The 17474-nt window shown below is 41.7% G+C and carries 17 protein-coding genes; 8 read left to right on the top strand and 9 right to left on the bottom strand.

Annotation, left to right across the window (positions count from 1 at the left end):
- Positions 1 to 171: 171 nt before the first annotated feature.
- On the top strand, positions 172 to 423 hold the full coding sequence (locus HX021_RS02775) for a hypothetical protein (RefSeq protein WP_286588189.1): 252 nt from the start codon (positions 172 to 174) through the stop codon (positions 421 to 423).
- 54 nt (positions 424 to 477) lie between these two features.
- Positions 478 to 1662, top strand: coding sequence for an MFS transporter (locus HX021_RS02770; protein ID WP_286588188.1), 1185 nt, complete (start codon positions 478 to 480; stop codon positions 1660 to 1662).
- Positions 1663 to 1762: 100 nt separating this feature from the next.
- Here the strand turns inward: HX021_RS02770 and fabV are convergent, their stop codons facing one another.
- Positions 1763 to 2968 (bottom strand): enoyl-ACP reductase FabV, encoded by a 1206-nt coding sequence (gene fabV, locus HX021_RS02765; protein WP_286588186.1) that lies wholly within the window; start codon positions 2966 to 2968, stop codon positions 1763 to 1765.
- A gap of 162 nt (positions 2969 to 3130) precedes the next feature.
- Here fabV and HX021_RS02760 point away from each other — a divergent pair, with 162 nt between their 5' ends.
- Positions 3131 to 4069, top strand: coding sequence for a DMT family transporter (locus tag HX021_RS02760; protein ID WP_502958990.1), 939 nt, complete (start codon positions 3131 to 3133; stop codon positions 4067 to 4069).
- Between the two features lie 14 nt (positions 4070 to 4083).
- Here HX021_RS02760 and HX021_RS02755 read toward each other — a convergent pair whose 3' ends face one another.
- The 3 genes from HX021_RS02755 to HX021_RS02745 form a co-directional block, all read right to left on the bottom strand.
- A complete protein-coding gene (locus HX021_RS02755) occupies positions 4084 to 5874 on the bottom strand; it encodes an ABC transporter ATP-binding protein (protein WP_286588183.1) in 1791 nt (596 codons plus the stop codon).
- Between the two features lie 200 nt (positions 5875 to 6074).
- Positions 6075 to 6869, bottom strand: coding sequence for a S1/P1 nuclease (locus HX021_RS02750; RefSeq protein ID WP_286588181.1), 795 nt, complete (start codon positions 6867 to 6869; stop codon positions 6075 to 6077).
- Positions 6870 to 6901: 32 nt separating this feature from the next.
- Positions 6902 to 7363 (bottom strand): DUF4268 domain-containing protein, encoded by a 462-nt coding sequence (locus tag HX021_RS02745; RefSeq protein WP_286588179.1) that lies wholly within the window; start codon positions 7361 to 7363, stop codon positions 6902 to 6904.
- 99 nt (positions 7364 to 7462) lie between these two features.
- Between HX021_RS02745 and HX021_RS02740 the strand changes: the two genes are divergently transcribed.
- Positions 7463 to 7999 (top strand): lipocalin family protein, encoded by a 537-nt coding sequence (locus tag HX021_RS02740; protein ID WP_286588178.1) that lies wholly within the window; start codon positions 7463 to 7465, stop codon positions 7997 to 7999.
- Here HX021_RS02740 and HX021_RS02735 read toward each other — a convergent pair.
- Positions 7996 to 8301 (bottom strand): hypothetical protein, encoded by a 306-nt coding sequence (locus HX021_RS02735; protein ID WP_286588177.1) that lies wholly within the window; start codon positions 8299 to 8301, stop codon positions 7996 to 7998. The genes HX021_RS02740 and HX021_RS02735 overlap by 4 nt on opposite strands.
- Before the next feature lie 114 nt (positions 8302 to 8415).
- Complete coding sequence (locus HX021_RS02730) at positions 8416 to 9720, bottom strand: ammonium transporter (RefSeq protein ID WP_286588176.1); 1305 nt, start codon at positions 9718 to 9720, stop codon at positions 8416 to 8418.
- 259 nt (positions 9721 to 9979) lie between these two features.
- Between HX021_RS02730 and HX021_RS02725 the strand changes: the two genes are divergently transcribed.
- Entirely contained in the window at positions 9980 to 11032 is a 1053-nt protein-coding gene (locus HX021_RS02725; RefSeq protein WP_286588174.1) for a porin, read from the top strand.
- 129 nt (positions 11033 to 11161) lie between these two features.
- Here the strand turns inward: HX021_RS02725 and HX021_RS02720 are convergent, their stop codons facing one another.
- Together HX021_RS02720 and HX021_RS02715 are read right to left on the bottom strand one after the other, a co-directional pair.
- A complete protein-coding gene (locus HX021_RS02720; protein WP_286588173.1) occupies positions 11162 to 12562 on the bottom strand; it encodes an OmpA family protein in 1401 nt (466 codons plus the stop codon).
- A 73-nt stretch (positions 12563 to 12635) separates the two neighbouring features.
- On the bottom strand, positions 12636 to 13049 hold the full coding sequence (locus HX021_RS02715; RefSeq protein ID WP_286588172.1) for an NUDIX hydrolase: 414 nt from the start codon (positions 13047 to 13049) through the stop codon (positions 12636 to 12638).
- Positions 13050 to 13153: 104 nt separating this feature from the next.
- On the opposite strand from HX021_RS02715, the gene HX021_RS02710 reads away from it, so the two are divergent.
- Positions 13154 to 14179 carry a L,D-transpeptidase gene (locus HX021_RS02710; RefSeq protein ID WP_286588171.1) on the top strand — a complete coding sequence of 342 codons (1026 nt, stop codon included), beginning with the start codon at positions 13154 to 13156 and terminating at the stop codon, positions 14177 to 14179.
- Positions 14180 to 14287: 108 nt separating this feature from the next.
- A complete protein-coding gene (locus HX021_RS02705) occupies positions 14288 to 15019 on the top strand; it encodes a murein L,D-transpeptidase catalytic domain family protein (RefSeq protein ID WP_286588170.1) in 732 nt (243 codons plus the stop codon).
- Positions 15020 to 15169: 150 nt separating this feature from the next.
- On the opposite strand, the gene HX021_RS02700 is transcribed toward HX021_RS02705, so the two are convergent.
- On the bottom strand, positions 15170 to 15934 hold the full coding sequence (locus HX021_RS02700; RefSeq protein WP_286588169.1) for a carboxylesterase family protein: 765 nt from the start codon (positions 15932 to 15934) through the stop codon (positions 15170 to 15172).
- A 334-nt stretch (positions 15935 to 16268) separates the two neighbouring features.
- Here HX021_RS02700 and HX021_RS02695 point away from each other — a divergent pair, with 334 nt between their 5' ends.
- Positions 16269 to 17474: a metallophosphoesterase family protein gene (locus HX021_RS02695; RefSeq protein WP_286588168.1), complete on the top strand. Its 1206-nt coding sequence runs from the start codon at positions 16269 to 16271 to the stop codon at positions 17472 to 17474.

Below are 17474 nucleotides of genomic sequence, written 5' to 3'. Positions count from 1 at the left end.
TAACGTGACCAGCTTGACCATTTTATAAGCTGCTCATGACCGTCGCGCCGGCGAAACGTTTATCGCTTACCTATTACAACAACAGAACGGCCAAAAAGTTGACACCTATGCTAATTTAGTGTCGCATTCCAGCACTAAACCACGTTAACTATTTTAATTAAAGCTAAACTCATGAATACACTATTTTATCTACTGCCCCTAATTTTTATATGTTCATCCTGTAAGACACGTCAACACAACCAGCAGACCCTGATACAAGATTGTCCCGAAGAAAAAATCATCAATAAAATTCCTGGCCCACCAGTAAAGGGAGAATCAGAAAAGGTCTATTATATTTATCAGGGAAAAAAAATGTCTGCCGAAGCCTTCGACCAGGAATGGCTTGAAAAGAATTGTGATATTAAAGAGACAGTAGCTTATTGATTTTATTTCTGGAAACAAGTCCAAAGGTGTATTTTTGCCTAAAATTTTTTTAAAATGACAATTTCTTTTCGGGAGGTCGACCAAAAGATTTTAGGCTATGTTTCATTAACCTTTCTGGGTTATTTCACGATAGGTCTATCACTCGCGACCCTGCCCATCTTTATTCATCAGATTTTAGGGTTCAATACGATTATAGCAGGATTAGTCATTAGCGTACAATATATTGCCACATTTTTGCTTCGCGGTTATGCCGGAAAAATTGTGGACATCAGGGGACCCAAAGTATCTGTCATGCGCAGCATGCTTTTTTTTGGGCTGGCTGGTCTATTATTGCTGCTGGTCTTTTTGTGCAAATCACAGCCCACAGTCAGTCTGGGTTTATTACTGATCACCCGCTTGTTGACAGGCATCGGTGAAGGCCTGGTGGGTGCAAGCCCGATTAATTGGGCGTTATTGGAACTTGGTGAGGAACATGCCGCCAAAGCAATTTCATTCAATGGCATTGCCAGCTATGGTGCTATAGCCCTGGGAGCCCCATTGGGCGTATTGATGGTCGATTATATCAGTTACGAATCATTGGGCTTACTGACCTGTGCTATTGCGATCATGGGTTACCTATACAGCAGATCTAAAATACCGTATCAGGTAACTTCCAAGAAAACTGAAACCATTAGTTTTAAGCGGGTGCTAATCCTCGTCGCTCCTTTTGGAATCTGCCTGGCATTGGGCGGGCTTGGTTTTGGTAGTATCTCTACCTTTATGACACTTTACTATGAGCATTTTAACTGGCAAAATGGGGCTTCTTGTCTAACAATTTTTGGTATTTTCTTTATACTCACAAGGCTTGTGTTCAATAAGGCAATTGATCAATATGGCGGTTTAAGAGTCGCATTGACGAGCCTTTTTATTGAATCGCTGGGCCTATTGATCATTGCAGTGGGGGTCCATCCAATATGGACTCTCCTGGGCGCTGCACTGACAGGCATAGGATTCTCTTTGGTATTTCCAGCCCTCGGTGTTGAAGCCATCAAAAGGGTGGATCAGAGCCAGCAAGGTTCAGCCCTTGCGGCCTATGGCCTATTTATTGACATCTCATTGGGAATCACAGGACCGTTGATTGGTTTTGTCGCCAATAATATGGGGATGACGGCCATCTATCCTTTCAGCACAATCCTAGTTGCCATAGGATTTGCCCTTGTCGGAAACCTATTGTATAACAAAAAAGAAAATATAGTCTAGTAGCTGCCCGGGTGAAATTGACCGCTATTTGGCTATTAAATAAAAGAGCGGCAGATCAATGATCTGCCGCTCTTTTATTTAATAATAAAGTCTGCTGAACTTAGGAGTTCGCTATACTTGGTACGGCAACAACTTCGTTGGTATCGGCATTGTAGTCTATACCGTCAAAATTAAAGCCGAACAGATTAAAAAACTCGTTACGATAACCTTCAATATCCGATATTTCAGCCAAATTCTCTGTCGTTGCTTTTTCCCAAAGAGCAGCAACCTCAGCCTGAACATCTTCACGCATTTCTAGATCATCCACACGGATACGGCCTTTATCGTCAAGCAACACTTTTCCATCAGCAGTATAAAGACGCTCAGCAAACAAACGTTGCATCTGCTCAATCGTACCTTCATGGATACCTTTTTCTTTCATCACTTTATATAACAAGGAAATATACAAAGGTACCACCGGAATGGCCGAACTGGATTGTGTCACTAAAGCTTTATTGACAGAAACATATGCGACACCATGCAGGTCACTGAGGATGGCATTGATCGCAGGCACCGTTCCTTCAAGATCATCTTTTGCCCGGCCGATAGTTCCATTACGATAGATCGGATAGGTCAATTCTGGACCAATATAAGAGTAGGCAACCGTCTTTGCTCCATCCGCCAGTACACCGGCAGCTTTCAGGTCCTCAATCCAAAATTTCCAGTCCTCTCCTCCCATTACAGCAACCGTGTTGGCAATATCCTCATCATTCTCAACAGGCTGAATGGTGATATCCGAAATAACACCCGTATGAAAATCCACAGTTTTATTAGTGAAAGGCTCCTGTATTGGTTTTAAAACAGAAGCATGAGCAACGCCAGTTTTTGGATGTGTGCGACGTGGAGATGCTAAACTATAAACCACTAAATCCACTTGCCCCAGATCCTTTTTGATCAAGGCAATGGTTTGCTGTTTTATTTCATCAGAAAAAGCATCACCATTGATGCTTTTGGCATATAATCCCGCTTCATGCGCTTCCTTTTCAAAAGCAGCTGAATTGTACCAGCCTGCAGTTCCTGGCTTACCTTCTGCTGCAGGTTTTTCAAAAAATACACCGATTGTAGCAGCTCCAGAACCAAATGCTGCAGAAATCCTAGATGCAATACCAAATCCGGTGGAAGCACCGATGACAAGTACTTTCTTTGGACCATTCGCGATCTCACCCTTTGATTTCACGTATTCAATTTGATTTTTAATGTTTTGCGCAGCCCCTTGTGGATGCGAGGTTAAACAAATAAAACCTCTAGTTCTTGGTTGTATAATCATCTTGATTAATTTTCTTACTACTTGTTTTATTGATTAGGCAAAATAAGGAATTTTAAATGAGAAAATCGCCATAAAAGTCAATTACTTTTTGTTTCATTTCTGATTAAACGGACATTTACTTACTTTCACAGTTGATAAACAGACAGCACATTCATCTTATTTATGCCATCCCAATTTACAATAAAAAAAAATAAAAATACGGCACTTTTTTTAGGAATATTAGCATCGCTATTTTTTGCCAGTACCTTTGTTCTAAACCGCGTCATGGCTATTTCTGGAGGAAGCTGGCAGTGGACTGCAGCATTACGCTTTATCTGGATGCTTCCCTTCTTGTTTATGATCGTATGGATTCGGGGTAACATAGGCCCGCTCTTTCAGGCAATCAGCGCTAACCTATTTCAATGGTTGCTATGGAGCACAATAGGCTTTGGCCTGTTTTATGCAACGCTTACCTTCGGGGCAAGCTTTGGTCCCTCCTGGCTGGTTGACAGCACCTTTGAATTCACCATTATCGCGGGCATGTTTATCGGTCCATTACTAGAAAAAAAAGCTTCTCGAAAAAGGTTTTCCAAAACCTCGCTCCTTTTTTCAGTAATTATTTTTTTGGGAATAGCCTTGATGCAGGTTTCAGAAGCACGCTCGACCTCCCTCGAATCCATGCTGCTGGGCAGCGTTCCCGTGCTGATTGGCGCTATTGCCTATCCTTTGGGCAACCGTAAAATGATGCAAATTGCAGGCAACAGTTTAGACGCATTTCAACGAACACTAGGTATGACCCTCTGCAGCATGCCTTTTTGGATTATAATCAGCATTTTCGGTTACATGGAACAGGGACTTCCCATGGAGAGCCAACTGGTACAGACGCTGATGGTGGCTATCTGTTCAGGCGTAATCGCCACACTCTTATTTTTTACTGCAACAGACATGGTCCGTACCAACCCTAAAGCCCTCGCTGCCATCGAAGCAACACAGGCCATGGAGGTGATCTTTGCCCTAGTGGGCGAAATAATTTTATTACAGCTTGCCCTGCCAAATGCGTACTCCTGTGCTGGAATCATGCTCGTTATTATTGGAATGATATTACATAGCCGTACAAATTAAGAAAGCCTGTACCATCAATTTTCATCCATGTGCAATGTTCTGCTGATCTTGTTCAAATTAAGGCTGTTAGCCATCGCAGAGAAGATATGATAGTAAGTCCCTTTCAACCTATACAGATCCTCATGCTGTCCTTGCTCCACTACCCGACCTTTCTCCATCACGACGATCGCATTGGAATCTATAATCTGAGAAATACTATGCGACACAATGATGACGGTACGGTCTTTTTTAATGGCATCCAAACTGTTTTTAATTTGCTCGGTGGCAATGGCATCCAGATTCGCTGTTGGTTCATCCAGAAAAATAATAGGTGGATCTTTTAAGAATAATCGGGCAATGGCAATCCGTTGCTGCTGCCCTCCTGAAAGAGATTGTGCATCCGATTCATATCCTTTGGGTAGCTCCATGATCTGCTGATGAATATAAGCTTTTTTCGCCGCAGCGACAATTTCCTCCTGTGAACTGCCCATTCTTCCATATTCAATATTTTCAAATATGGTCCCCTTAAAGATATGATTGCGCTGCAGCACCATGCCAATATGCTGCCGTAAATAAGCTGTATCATAATCGGCCAGATCCACCCCATCCAAAAGGATCTGGCCCCTTGTCGGTTCATAGAATTTATCCAGGAGATTGATAATGGTACTCTTCCCAGCTCCACTTAATCCGACAAGTGCTGTAATCTCATTGGGTTTAATCGAAAAATTAACGTCTTTCAGCGCCTGTGTTCCATTGGGATATTCAAAGAATACCTGTTTCAATTCCAGATGTCCTTTTATTCTGGCAGGACGATAACTGCCCGGTGATTCAATCTGATCATCAGATTCCAGAATCTCAAAAAAAGATTCTGAATAAATCAAAGCATCATTGACTTCATCATAAATACGGTGCAATTGACGTATCGGGGCTGAAACATTATTGAACAACATGATATGAAACATAATGGCACCAATGGTAATCTGTCCGGATAGGACCAAATAGGCCGTCAGCACAATGATAATAACCACAGCAATCTGTTCCACAAAATTCTTGATGCTATCGTAGAAAAAACTGGTTTTACGGGTTTCCATTTGATTTTCAGTCATTTCATATTGGATTTTCTCATGACGCTTTGCTTCTTCAGGCTCCCGTACAAAGGATTTAATGACCAGAATAGAGTCAATCAAACTGATGATACGATTATTCTTTGATTCACGATAATTGCGCATCTGACGCCTAAAACCTGTCAATTTTGACGCCTGATTCTGACTGATATACAGATACAATGGAATGACGGCCAGGCCAACCAGGCCAACATAAACATTCGCATAGAACATACAGGCCAGGGCAATGATTGCATTGGCAAATAAAGGAAGAATGTCAATAAAAAAGTTCTGCACCAAACGGGTCAACGAGCTTATTCCTGCATCTATCCGTGTAGCCAGTTTCCCACTTTCATTATCCGTCCTGGTATAAAAAGCCAATTTATAGGATAGGATTCGTTTGACAATGGATTGGGAAAAATCGCGCGCAATATAAATACGAAGCTTCTCGCCATAGAACTTCTGCCCAAATTGGACTAACGCGTATACCACCTCCTTAAACAATAGGATTGCACTGATGATCCCTACAATATACATCCCCTTGGACAAGGGTTCTTTAGCAACCATCATTGCATTAATGGTATCTACTGTATACCGCAAGATAAAAGCATTGATCTGCGCAGCAAAAGAACCAATGGCTGTCAGGACCAACGTATACACAATCAATTGACGGTATGGCCTAGCAAAAGGCACAATTTTTTTAAACAGTTGCGGAATAGTCATTGAAAATAGATTGCCAGTGGACATGAAACAACCAAGCCCTACCCTTTGTTTAAATGTAAGCAGAAAAATGTATAATTCCCACCCTGGACTTATGGTCCCACAACAAAATAGCCGTATCACTATAAGTAATGATACGGCTATTTGTTGTCCCATGAGCTAAAGCAATTGGGAACATAAGTTATTCTTAAAAATGGAAGGACCTATCCAAATATACGGTTTAGCACTTTCGCCAGGCGCAAACCACCCTTTAATAAACATTGCTCCATCACATCTTTATTCTGATAGACATATGAATAGGATAAATTGGCATTGTTGGCCACATCGGCATAAATTTTTTCAGCAAGCTGATTTGATTCATACAGCCAGTTTGACAATTCGCCAGCACTCAGCTGCTCATTTTCAGTTTTATTTTTGACATCTAAAACAGTCGCATACTCTGTATAGCTATATTTTTCATTATCCACCAGATCACTGTCCCAAACACGGTGTATGTTTGATTTTTTACCAAACCAGCTGACTTCGATCTTATTTCCACCCTGATCTTCTGCACGGCTTACATGCATAGGCTGATGTGCATCACCCAGGATGTGGATCAAGAAATAAAGATTTTCTTTTTGCTGATCGAGCGTAGCATTTTTATCTGCAAGGGATTTTTCCATCCGAATAGCGGTTTTATACAGATTCTCATCGGCTGAATTTTCCAGTCCTTGCTGAAATTCAGCCCAGGGTAAGTTGGAATTCAAATTGATGAAGTGTGCATTCCCCAGTTTTTTTAATTCGGGATTAGGATCAGATTTTATAAAATCACCCCAATTGGCCCAATAAGCCAATTTCTGCTGTCCAATAATTTTTCCTATATTCTTCTTGGCTTTTTTATTCAAATGGCGTTCAGCTATTTCAGCCACAACACGATGCCCAATCGTTCCCCAGGCGAATACCGATGAAAGTTGAAAACACAACACCACAGCCAATAAACCCTTGATCATTTTTCTCATTGTTGTATATATTTATAGAATAGTAATTAACATTATTTAAAAATATCGAATGCGTATTTTGCGGTGGACCAGAATTCGTCAAGAGCGATCATCCGGGGTTTAAAAAAAGAAATAAGCTCGCCCCAATCCGCTTCTTTAAAAATACTATAACCGTCCAATGTTTGATAGATCTGGCAGATCGGTTTGCCGTAGGCATCGCTGGCCTCCATGTCCCAGCCCCACTCTTCACCCAGGATATCCGTCAGTATTACTTTATATTGAAGAAACTGTTCCGCCATCAGGGCCCGAATTCCAGCATCAGGATGAGACCAGATGACCGCAATCCGCGCCTGCTTTTTATCAGCATCCATTTTAAAATACAGATGCTTGATCCCAGTCTTATAGTTGATCCAGTTCACTTTATCGCCATCAGCAGACAAATGCAGAGCCATAAACTGTCCAAATTTGGTCCAGAACAACTGTTTTAGCTGCTTTTCCTCTTCCCTCGAATACACAAATACAATTTTTAAGTCACAAAATTAAGAAAATAGCTTGGTATGGCTAAACCATATCCGTATCAAAATTGTTGTTTTATCAACAAACAAATTCAAAAGATGAATATAGACAAGAAAAAATCCCTTTTATTATTGGTCACAGCAGCTTTGGGGGCCGTGGCATACAATGCACTAAAACCAGTAATTTCACGCCCTGATGTCGTAGATCCTTTTGATTTGGATAAATATCTTGGAAAATGGCACGAAATTGCACGGCTGGACTTCCACTGGGAAAAAGGACTTAGCCAAGTCTCTGCTGAATACAGCAAAAATAAAAATGGAACCATCCGGGTAAACAATCAAGGGTATTCTGAAGAAAAAGAGCGGTGGAAACAGTCGATCGGAAAAGCTAAATTCGTCAATAGTCCTAACGAAGGGGCATTGAAGGTGTCTTTTTTTTGCCCATTTTATAAAGGCTACAATGTCGTTAAAGTAACAGCAGATTATACCTATGCACTCGTGTTCGGGGACAACCTGGATTATATGTGGATTTTGGGTAGGGAAACAGAAATTCCTGATAAGGTCAGAAATGAATTCCTGACCTATGCCCTGCAATGTGGTTATGAGACAGGAAACTTAGTCTGGACAAAACATTAGTCAAAAATCGGGGCGATTACCTGATAGTTGAGCGTTGGGTCCTGTGCCAAAACATGAGCGATCTCCTGAAGATCTTGTTCGTTGATGACATGCTTGATCCCTGCATTGTATAAGTTCGCCAGGAACAATGCCGCCTCAGGCTTTTCATTTTGCATTAATATGGAGCTTCCAACATAGAAATTGAGAACAGATGCAGCATAGTCACCAAAGATAGCAAAACCGAAATCGCCATTTTTTTGTAAGCTATAGCGCATCATCTTCTCAAAATCCGAGCGTAGGGTGTTCTTAATCGTTTCATTCATGCTATACATGTAATTTCATAGTTTCATCAGTTCCTGGCAAAGGTGCAAAAAAAATCCCAAACACGGCCTTGTAAAAAGGCAGTGTTTGGGATAACATACCGTATGTGATAGCAATTAAAGTGCTTCAGCGTGCTGCGACACATCAAGCCCAAGTTCTTCATCTGTCTCTTCCACACGCAAAGGAGAAATCAGATCCGTTACTTTCAATAAGATCAAAGATCCTACAAAAGCAAAGAAAGAAACAGCAAATAAAGCTACTGTATGAGCAAAAAACAATTTCGTTTCACCAAAAAACAAGCCATTATCGACCACCAAAGGGTTAACATTATGATGCGCAAAAACACCCGTCAACACCATGCCTACCATCCCACCTACACCATGACAGGGAAATACATCCAAGGTATCATCGATACTTGTTTTACTTCTTAAATAGACAACCAAATTACTGATCAGTGCAGCGATCAGACCGATGACCATAGCATGGGGAATGCTCACAAACCCAGCAGCCGGTGTGATAGCAACCAAGCCCACGACAGCACCGATGCAGGCACCCATTGCCGATGGTTTTTTCCCACGGATGATGTCGACGAAGATCCATGCCATGGCCGCCATTGCGGAGGCGGTAGTTGTTGTGGCGAAAGCATAGGCCGCCAGGCTATTTGCACCACCGGCCGAACCGGCATTGAATCCAAACCAGCCAAACCAAAGCAAGGCTGTTCCTAAGATCACATACGTGATACGAGCAGGATTATGTGTTTGAGACTTCCGGCCTTTTAAATAAATTGCTGCAGCCAATGCAGCCCAACCCGCCGACATATGCACCACAGTCCCGCCGGCAAAGTCAAGCACTCCGAATTTGGCTAAAATCCCTTCTGGATGCCAGGTTGCATGTGCCAGCGGCATGTAGATAAAGATACCAAACAGAATAATAAACAACATATAAGAATTAAACCGGATACGTTCCGCAAATGCACCCGTAATGAGGGCCGGGGTTATAATCGCAAATTTCAATTGAAACATGGCAAATAAAACCAAAGGTATGGTCGGCAGCGCTCCCCAAGCAATATTCCCCAGGGTACCCTTCATCATAAAGAAGGTACGGGGATCTCCGATAATACCACCAATGTCATTACCGAAAGCTAAACTAAATCCGAAAATAACCCATAAGATCGTCATCAAGCACATACAGATAAAACTCTGCATCATCGTTGAGATCACATTCTTTTTACTGACCATTCCGCCATAAAAAAAAGCTAGACCGGGTGTCATGATCAATACCAACGCTGAAGAAGTCAACAACCAGGCGGTATCACCGGTATCGAATGTTGTTGTGTCCAACGCCGTTAAATCTATCGAGGGAAATAAAAGTCCTAATACACCTAAAAGTACCAGAACCGAAAGTGGAATAATTTTTTTCATTTGTTTAAACTGATTAGTTTTTATTAATACACCAATAAATTGTTAGATAAAATACAAAAACAAGACAAAAACCCTTTACTACTTATTGTTTTGACAAATATAAAGTGTTTTTATTAAAAAATTACTATCAAATATTATTTTTTATAATATTTTTTACATAATTTCACATCAAAACAAATACAAAACACCAAAAACCTATAGTAAAAACAATAAAAACCAACAAAACCACAAACAAATCAAACTTAAACCACACAAAAACATGAAAAAGATCATTCCATTAATTATTTTTTCAATATTTATCTCAAAAAAATCCATATCACAAGAAGAAAACAAAGAAAAACCAATAGAAATATCGGGATCAGTAGACACTTATTGGAAATATGACTTTCAGAATAAACCAAACATCAATACTTACTTTACTGAAGACAACAATTCAGTCTCTATCGGAATGGTTGATCTCGCCCTAAAAAAGAAAATCAAAAAGGCATCTTTTGTTGGTGAACTGTCCTTTGGACCGCGCGGACAATACCGTTCCATCATCAATGGTGACGGGCAATCCGGCGACGATAAAAATAGTTTCCATATCCAAAATCTCTATATCGGTTATGACCTGACCGATAAACTAAACCTTACTGCTGGTTTTATGGGTACCTTTGTGGGTTTTGAGGTCATATCACCCACCTACAACTTCCATTACTCAACCTCCTATCTTTTTGGCGCAGGCCCCTTCCAGGATGCAGGTTTAAAAGCGACCTATAATTTCTCCGACAAAATAGCACTGATGATAGGTATATTCAATGATTGGAACGTGTACCAAGATATGAATGGCGTATCCCATGTAGGTTCTCAGCTGGCTTATACACCGAATGATAAGGGCAGTTTCTATCTTAACTTCCTCACAGGATCTTCTGTCGGTGGCAAAGCAAACTATTCTTCCGGAACATTACTCGACTTGGTCGCTAATTATGACTTTACATCAAAGTTCTTTCTGGGACTAAATGCAACGCAGTATAAGAAAAAAGATGATGGTGGATATACCGGTATAGCACTTTATCCAAGATTTCATTTTTCAGAACATTTCGGGATAGGCCTGCGGGAGGAATTCTTTCAGACCCATAAAGAGGTGGACAACAACGTCCCCAGCGCCAACATCCTGGCCACTACACTAACAGCTGAATACAACTACCACGGTTTTAAATTTATCCCCGAAGTCAGAATTGATAAAAGCAACCGGGAAAAATTTATCAAGAATGATCTTAGTCCCACTAAATCCGCAGGACAGTTCCTGTTAGCCTGTGTATACAGTTTCTAAAACATGATTTACACAAGCAGGCTAACCTATTTCAGACGAAAATACAGGCACAACAAAAGCCAGCATGGCACCCTCGTAGATTAAATAAAAAGAGCAGAACTTTTCAGTTCTGCTCTTTCCACAATCACACTATCTTACAGAGACTGCGACATGACGGTCCAATATCCGATCTGATTCAGGAGCATCAGCGGCATATTTAGCAAATTGCGAACCATAACCTTCAGCACCGGTCACCTGACCCGAGAGTCCCTTTTTATCCAGGTAATCTTTTACTGCATTCGCCCGGTTTAAAGACAAGGTCTTGTTAAAATCTTCATTTCCTGTTTTATCGGTATACCCACCTATTTTGACATGAGCCGCTGGAAAGGCTTTTAAGATTTCGGCTAAATTGCTCAGCTGCACTTCACTTTCGGGCAATACCGTCGCTGTTCCAGTTTCAAAATTCAGGTAATCAAAATCAAACCATGTATTTTTTAACGAATCTTCACCAAGTGACTGGTAATCTGATTTTAAAAATTGAACCAGCTGATCCTCTATCCCACCTTTAAATGCGGCCAGTTTGACACCTGTGGGTAGAGTCACCTCCAGACGTTCGCGATCGACCCCGCCGGCCGCGCCATTGGTTGCCCCATTCAGCATGGTGTCAGTGCGATCAACCTGTACTTGGCTCACGCTCGTATCTGTGGCACCTTCTTTTTTACCACTACTGCATCCTTTACCAAACAAAAACCAGAGCAACGCCAGAATGATCAATGCAACAAGAATCTTCCACCAACCACCTCCACCTGATGAACCTGTTGCCACCGCGGCTTTGCCCTCATCTGACCTGGGTAAAGACAAAGGCTCTTTATGTGCTGCCAATTCTGTTGCTGGATCAATAGGAGTTGGTATCGGAGGTACCCCACTACCTTTGACAGCATCCGTAGGCACAGCAATATCCTCAGGCAGTTTTTCTTCAGGAGCTGAAAATGCCCCACCATCAAATAATTTTCCAAAAGCACCTAATCCTAACCCTGCCGGGATAGCTGCAGCAAACGCTGTTTTATTTTCTTGCAGCACCTGGCTAATTGTACTCGAATCCCAATTTTGTCCCTTATTGGTCAGGCTCGAAAAAATAGCTGGCAATGACAAGCCCATCAATTTCTTGACCGATTCCCCATTAAAGCCCAGGTAACCGGCAACTGTACTTAAAACCGTTTCCAGTCCACCACCAAATATGGAAGTCAATAACTGACCAGAAGTTGACTGACCACTTTCTCCAGCCTGAACTTCCGCTGTCGTTCCCACCGGACCACCTCCCATAAGCTCGCTCAGATCAAAATTCGAAAAATGCTGTTTAGCCTGATCCAAAATACTGGAAATTCCAATCCCAGAATCCGACTGCTGACTCAATCCCAAAAACAAAGAAGGAACCACCACATCCAGCCCCCGCTTTACCTGCTCCTTGTCTTGGTTTAATGTTTGCCCCATGTGTGCGAGAACCTCATCATCAAAAAAGTCTTTCGCTTGTTTTAAAAGGTGATTTTCCATAATCATTATTTAGTTAACACTTTTTTTATAAAGCTTTAACAAACAAAGATTTAAATTGTTCACAAGAACTGATTCAAACATCAAAAGTATCCGCAAGCCATTTTGGAACCACAAATTCCGCGGCAAGATGTGCCAATTTGTAATTTCGCCAGTTCGCCTTATTAATCCATTGCACCTCCTCCAGCTCTTCATAAGGGATAAAAGCGTATTTTTCTTTCAATCTAATCAAATAGATATTCCCCTCTACCAATGTATCAGGCTCATTGACGGCTTCCGTGATATGCTTACCGATAAACTGAAGGTCTATGTTGCTCACATCAAGCTGAAGTTCTTCTTTCAGCTCCCTTGCCAGTGTTTCCTCCTGCTCCTCCCCAATCGCCATCTTTCCACCAGGCAGCTGAAAATAAAGTGAACCTTTTTTCCTGACCATCAACAATTCCCCGTCCATACTGACCATCATAGCCGAACATATCACTATTTTTTGCATATCTTTTACTTAATTAAGACAAAACTAACTTTTTACCAATCATTTAAAAAATGTGTTTTATTCTTATATTTAAAGAGTAAAACAATAATTTAGATAATCCATATATGAAGCAAGGATTAACATGTATCTTATTTAGCCTATTGTTCCTATCACTGGGATGTCAGCAAGAAAAGAAAAACACCACCGATAACAATCCTAATGAGCAGCCCATCAAGCATCAGGAAACCGCTCCTGACAAAGAGCAAGAAAAGCCGAAAATGCTAAGTGCTGATGATATTATCCTTAAAAAAGAATTACGTTACGATAAATACACCTTAACGGACACTTATCCATATAAAGACACCACACGGCAATTTCAATGGGACAAAATCAAGGAAAAGCTAGCATTTGTTGAAAATTTTCAACAAACCCCATCCTTGTATGCTGTACTCCAGAATTACCAAAACGAAAATGGCGAAGCCCCTACCATACAGCACTATCAGCGGGATGCCTATAGGCGCGTATCCGATAGCTTCAATGTCGAAAGATACCAGGCTGCCCCATTATATGATCTGACTACGGACAAAGCTGTCCGCTATGGACGTGATGGATGGCTGGTCCGGGTACAGGGGCCAGATACATTAGCCCGAATCCCTATCGCCGGAGTATCATTTGAAGGCCAATATACCGTTCCAAAAAAATACCTACGCCTGATCAAAGACAGCGTGCAATTCAACATCATCAATATCGTTGATGTCAAGAACCAGAATATCTGTACGCTAGAAAAATCTGGTAAAGAATGGATTATACGTAGCATGAACCCAGCGACCAGCGGCAGACACAAGCCACCTCATGCACAGGAAACACCCACAGGCCTGTTTGTGGTACAGGAACATAAGTCAAAAATGTTCTATTTTAAAGACGGAACCCGTACTTATGGCGGTTTTGCCCCTTATGCCACACGCTTTACTGCTGGAGCCTACATTCATGGTGTTCCGACCAATGATCCGAAAGGAAGCATCATTGAATACAGTGAAACCTTGGGAACGGTCCCTAAGTCACATATGTGTGTCAGAAATGCGTCATCCCATGCGCAATTTGTTTATAAAAGGTCAAAAGATCTTGCGTCGCTCGTTATAGTGATTGATTAACACTATTTAACATTCTGTAAATCAAATATGTATTAACTTTACGATTATTTTTGCAAAAACATCTACAGAAAAGGGAGGAGAATGGGAAATACGTTTATGTTTCTTTTAATGGCACTAAATACAGCACTGTCATCAAAAGAAGAATTAAAAACAACAGATCAACAAACCACTACCCATCATATAAATGTAGAACGTCAACGCACCGATGTTGATTCCTTATATGATGAAATGAATTTAGGTCCCGTATTGAAATACGAGGCATTCCGACAAGCAATGGAAGGCAGAAAGGAACTTCCGATACAAAACAAAAACATCATGACAGTCATTGATTTTTCGTTGGCATCGACGGAAAAGAGGCTGGTTGTGCTGGATCTGAACCGTAAAAAAGTTCTTTTCAACACACTGGTGTCACATGGAAAAAATAGTGGAGAGAATTATGCCGTAGATTTTTCAAATCAACAGGAATCACTGAAAAGTTCCTTGGGATTTTTTATGACTGAAAATACCTATAATGGAGAAAACGGTTATTCACTGGTACTCAATGGTCTTGAAGAGGGCATCAATGACAATGCCAAAGCAAGGTATGTCGTGATGCACGGTGCCGATTATTGCAGCACCGGAACCATAGCTAGCTTGGGCCGCTTGGGCAAAAGTTACGGTTGTCCCGCTGTACCACGCAAATACGCAAAGCCTATTATCAATACCATTAAAAATGGGACACTTTTATTCATTTATGCGGACGATCCTGAATACCTGGCCAAAAGCCATTTAATTCATCAGCCAAATATATTGATGGCACAATTTAATAAGACCCAGCTTGCCAAGAGCAATGAAGGTTAGCCTGCATACGCCAGAAGTCATGCCACTAACCGGCAAGCATATGATTTAGTCCATTAAAGAATATTTACAGCAAACAAAAAAGCCTGATGGTACACATCAGGCTTTTTTGTTTTTATATCCTGCTCGGCAGGTACCCTGTCCCCTTGAAGCTTATGAACGCTGCTTTTTCCTGAACTTAAGCATCCAGTTATAAATCGCATCATCATGGAATAAGCGTTCAACACTTCCATGCGTTCCTCCTTTAATAACATTCAGGCGCACATTAGCATCAGGATTTGCCTTTTTAATAGCTTTCATAATTTTTCGGGATTCTGAAATCGGCACCGCACGGTCGGCCGTTCCATGGTGAAGCCATATGGGCACCTGCGTTAAATTAGCGGCGTACTGACTGGACCCACCACCACATATGGCCACTGCCGCAGCAACTCTTTCAGGATATTTGCCGGCTACATCCATGGTTCCATATCCACCCATACTCATCCCACAAATATAAATACGGTCAGGATCCGCATTAAAGTGAGCAATAACATAATCAACAACCTCCATCACCTTATCCGGGTCCCATCCTCCACGCGATTGTGGAGCGACGATAATCCCTGGAACTTCCTGCCCCTTTTCTATGGCATAAAGTACTCCATAACGTTTCACTCGGTTCAGGTTTGTTCCCGATAAGCTCCTACCATGTAAGAACACAAAGACGGGCTTCTTTTCCGCCTCAAAAGAATCCTGAGATTCCTTTTCCTGCTGCGATAGCTCGTTCTCCTCTTCCAGCACATATCCTTCATTGTCACCCTGCGGTCCATCTTTCAATAAAAAAGGATAAGCCGTCTTGTTTTTGATTGCCTGTATCTCCTGTGCGCTCCCTCCTCTCAACATCAACAAGAAAAAGCACAAGCATAGGTAAACCTTTTGCATAAATCTAAATTGTCTTCGAAATATATTAGCCTAATTTGGAGCGCTAAAAATACCATTAAATGATTATTGGCCGGGGCATTTAACATGTTTTAACATTTTAGCATCCTGTCCGTACAGCTAGTTAGCTTGGCTGTTCCGACATGGACTAAAATTAGCTTTGCCTTACACCCATCTTTTTCATAAAATAGCCTCAGGAATAAGGCTCCAGGGATCAGTCTTGGATGGAGCAAACTTCATCTAACCATAAATTTTAATCATACGGTACAATTATAATTGCATATCAGGGCAAATTTATCTTAGTTTGTACTGTTTGACGTAAAACGCAGGGCATATCATGAAAATACTACATACTGCCGACTGGCATTTGGGCAAAAGACTGGACAGCTTCTCACGCATGGACGAGCAGCACTTGGTGATGGAAGAGATCATCCAGATCGCTGATCAGCAAGAAGCCGATCTGGTTATCATTGCCGGCGATCTTTTTGACACATTCAATCCTGGGGTTGAGGCCATCGAATTGTTTTACAGAACAATCAAACGCCTGTCAAAAAATGGGATGCGCCCAGTGATAGCCCTAGCAGGAAATCACGATTCCCCAAACCTGATCGACGCCCCCGACCCCCTGGCTCGGGCTTCAGGTATTATTTTAATAGGACATCCAAATGCCATAGTTACCCCTTTTGCGACTGAAGGATTTTCTGTGCTCCGTTCAGACACTGGATTCATCGAGCTGGCTATCAACAATTACGATTATCCGGTTCGCATTCTGCATACCGCATACGCCAATGAGATCCGTTTAAAACAATATCTTGGTGAGGAAAAAGAAGCTAAACTAAATGAAGTGCTGGCCAAGAACTGGCAAAAGCTGGCGGATACTTACTGTGACCACAAGGGTGTCAATCTATTGGCAGCCCATTTGTACATGAACAAAATCGGGACAAGCCTGATTGAGGAACCTGACGGAGAAAAACCTATCAAAATCGGAAATGCTGACCTGATCTATTCAGAATCAATCCCCAACCAGATCCAATATACCGCCCTGGGCCATATCCATGGGTTCAAAAACATCGGATCGCCTGATAGGCCTGTGGTATACGCATCTTCTCCGCTTTGCTACAGCTTTGCCGAAGCCGGACAGACCAAATATGTAACCTTAGTAAATGCTGTTCCGGACAGCCTTGTCACATTCGAGAAAATACCATTAACGCAAGGAAAAGCATTGATCAGAAAATCCTTTGATGACATCGGTCAATGTATTGCCTGGCTGGCTGAAAATCAGGAAACCTGGGTAGAGCTCAGTCTGAAATCCCAAACATTCTTAAAGGCTGAGGACCGTAAATTAATTTACCAGACCCACGCCGGTATAGTATACCTGATCCCCGTGGTGCAACAGGATAATGAACATACAGTGAAGAACAAGGAGATCAATCTGGGGCAAGATATCTCCCTGCTCTTTCAGGACTATTTCAGGTCTAAAAATGCCAACCAGACTCCCAATGACGAGATTCTTGACCTTTTTCGCGAAATACTAAATTCTTAA

This window comes from Sphingobacterium sp. N143 (genome assembly GCF_030325625.1).
GTDB lineage: Bacteria > Bacteroidota > Bacteroidia > Sphingobacteriales > Sphingobacteriaceae > Sphingobacterium.
This window is presented reverse-complemented; position numbering and strand designations above follow the sequence as displayed.

Excerpts from the sequence above, each read along its gene's own strand:
- HX021_RS02775 (WP_286588189.1), top strand. The coding sequence starts at position 172 with ATGAATACACTATTTTATCTACTGCCCCTAATTTTTATATGTTCATCC.
- HX021_RS02770 (WP_286588188.1), top strand. The coding sequence starts at position 478 with ATGACAATTTCTTTTCGGGAGGTCGACCAAAAGATTTTAGGCTATGTT.
- fabV (WP_286588186.1), bottom strand. The coding sequence starts at position 2,968 with ATGATTATACAACCAAGAACTAGAGGTTTTATTTGTTTAACCTCGCAT.
- HX021_RS02760 (WP_502958990.1), top strand. The coding sequence starts at position 3,131 with ATGCCATCCCAATTTACAATAAAAAAAAATAAAAATACGGCACTTTTT.
- HX021_RS02755 (WP_286588183.1), bottom strand. The coding sequence starts at position 5,874 with ATGACTATTCCGCAACTGTTTAAAAAAATTGTGCCTTTTGCTAGGCCA.
- HX021_RS02750 (WP_286588181.1), bottom strand. The coding sequence starts at position 6,869 with ATGAGAAAAATGATCAAGGGTTTATTGGCTGTGGTGTTGTGTTTTCAA.
- HX021_RS02740 (WP_286588178.1), top strand. The coding sequence starts at position 7,463 with ATGAATATAGACAAGAAAAAATCCCTTTTATTATTGGTCACAGCAGCT.
- HX021_RS02735 (WP_286588177.1), bottom strand. The coding sequence starts at position 8,301 with ATGAATGAAACGATTAAGAACACCCTACGCTCGGATTTTGAGAAGATG.
- HX021_RS02730 (WP_286588176.1), bottom strand. The coding sequence starts at position 9,720 with ATGAAAAAAATTATTCCACTTTCGGTTCTGGTACTTTTAGGTGTATTA.
- HX021_RS02725 (WP_286588174.1), top strand. The coding sequence starts at position 9,980 with ATGAAAAAGATCATTCCATTAATTATTTTTTCAATATTTATCTCAAAA.
- HX021_RS02720 (WP_286588173.1), bottom strand. The coding sequence starts at position 12,562 with ATGGAAAATCACCTTTTAAAACAAGCGAAAGACTTTTTTGATGATGAG.
- HX021_RS02715 (WP_286588172.1), bottom strand. The coding sequence starts at position 13,049 with ATGCAAAAAATAGTGATATGTTCGGCTATGATGGTCAGTATGGACGGG.
- HX021_RS02710 (WP_286588171.1), top strand. The coding sequence starts at position 13,154 with ATGAAGCAAGGATTAACATGTATCTTATTTAGCCTATTGTTCCTATCA.
- HX021_RS02705 (WP_286588170.1), top strand. The coding sequence starts at position 14,288 with ATGGCACTAAATACAGCACTGTCATCAAAAGAAGAATTAAAAACAACA.
- HX021_RS02700 (WP_286588169.1), bottom strand. The coding sequence starts at position 15,934 with ATGCAAAAGGTTTACCTATGCTTGTGCTTTTTCTTGTTGATGTTGAGA.
- HX021_RS02695 (WP_286588168.1), top strand. The coding sequence starts at position 16,269 with ATGAAAATACTACATACTGCCGACTGGCATTTGGGCAAAAGACTGGAC.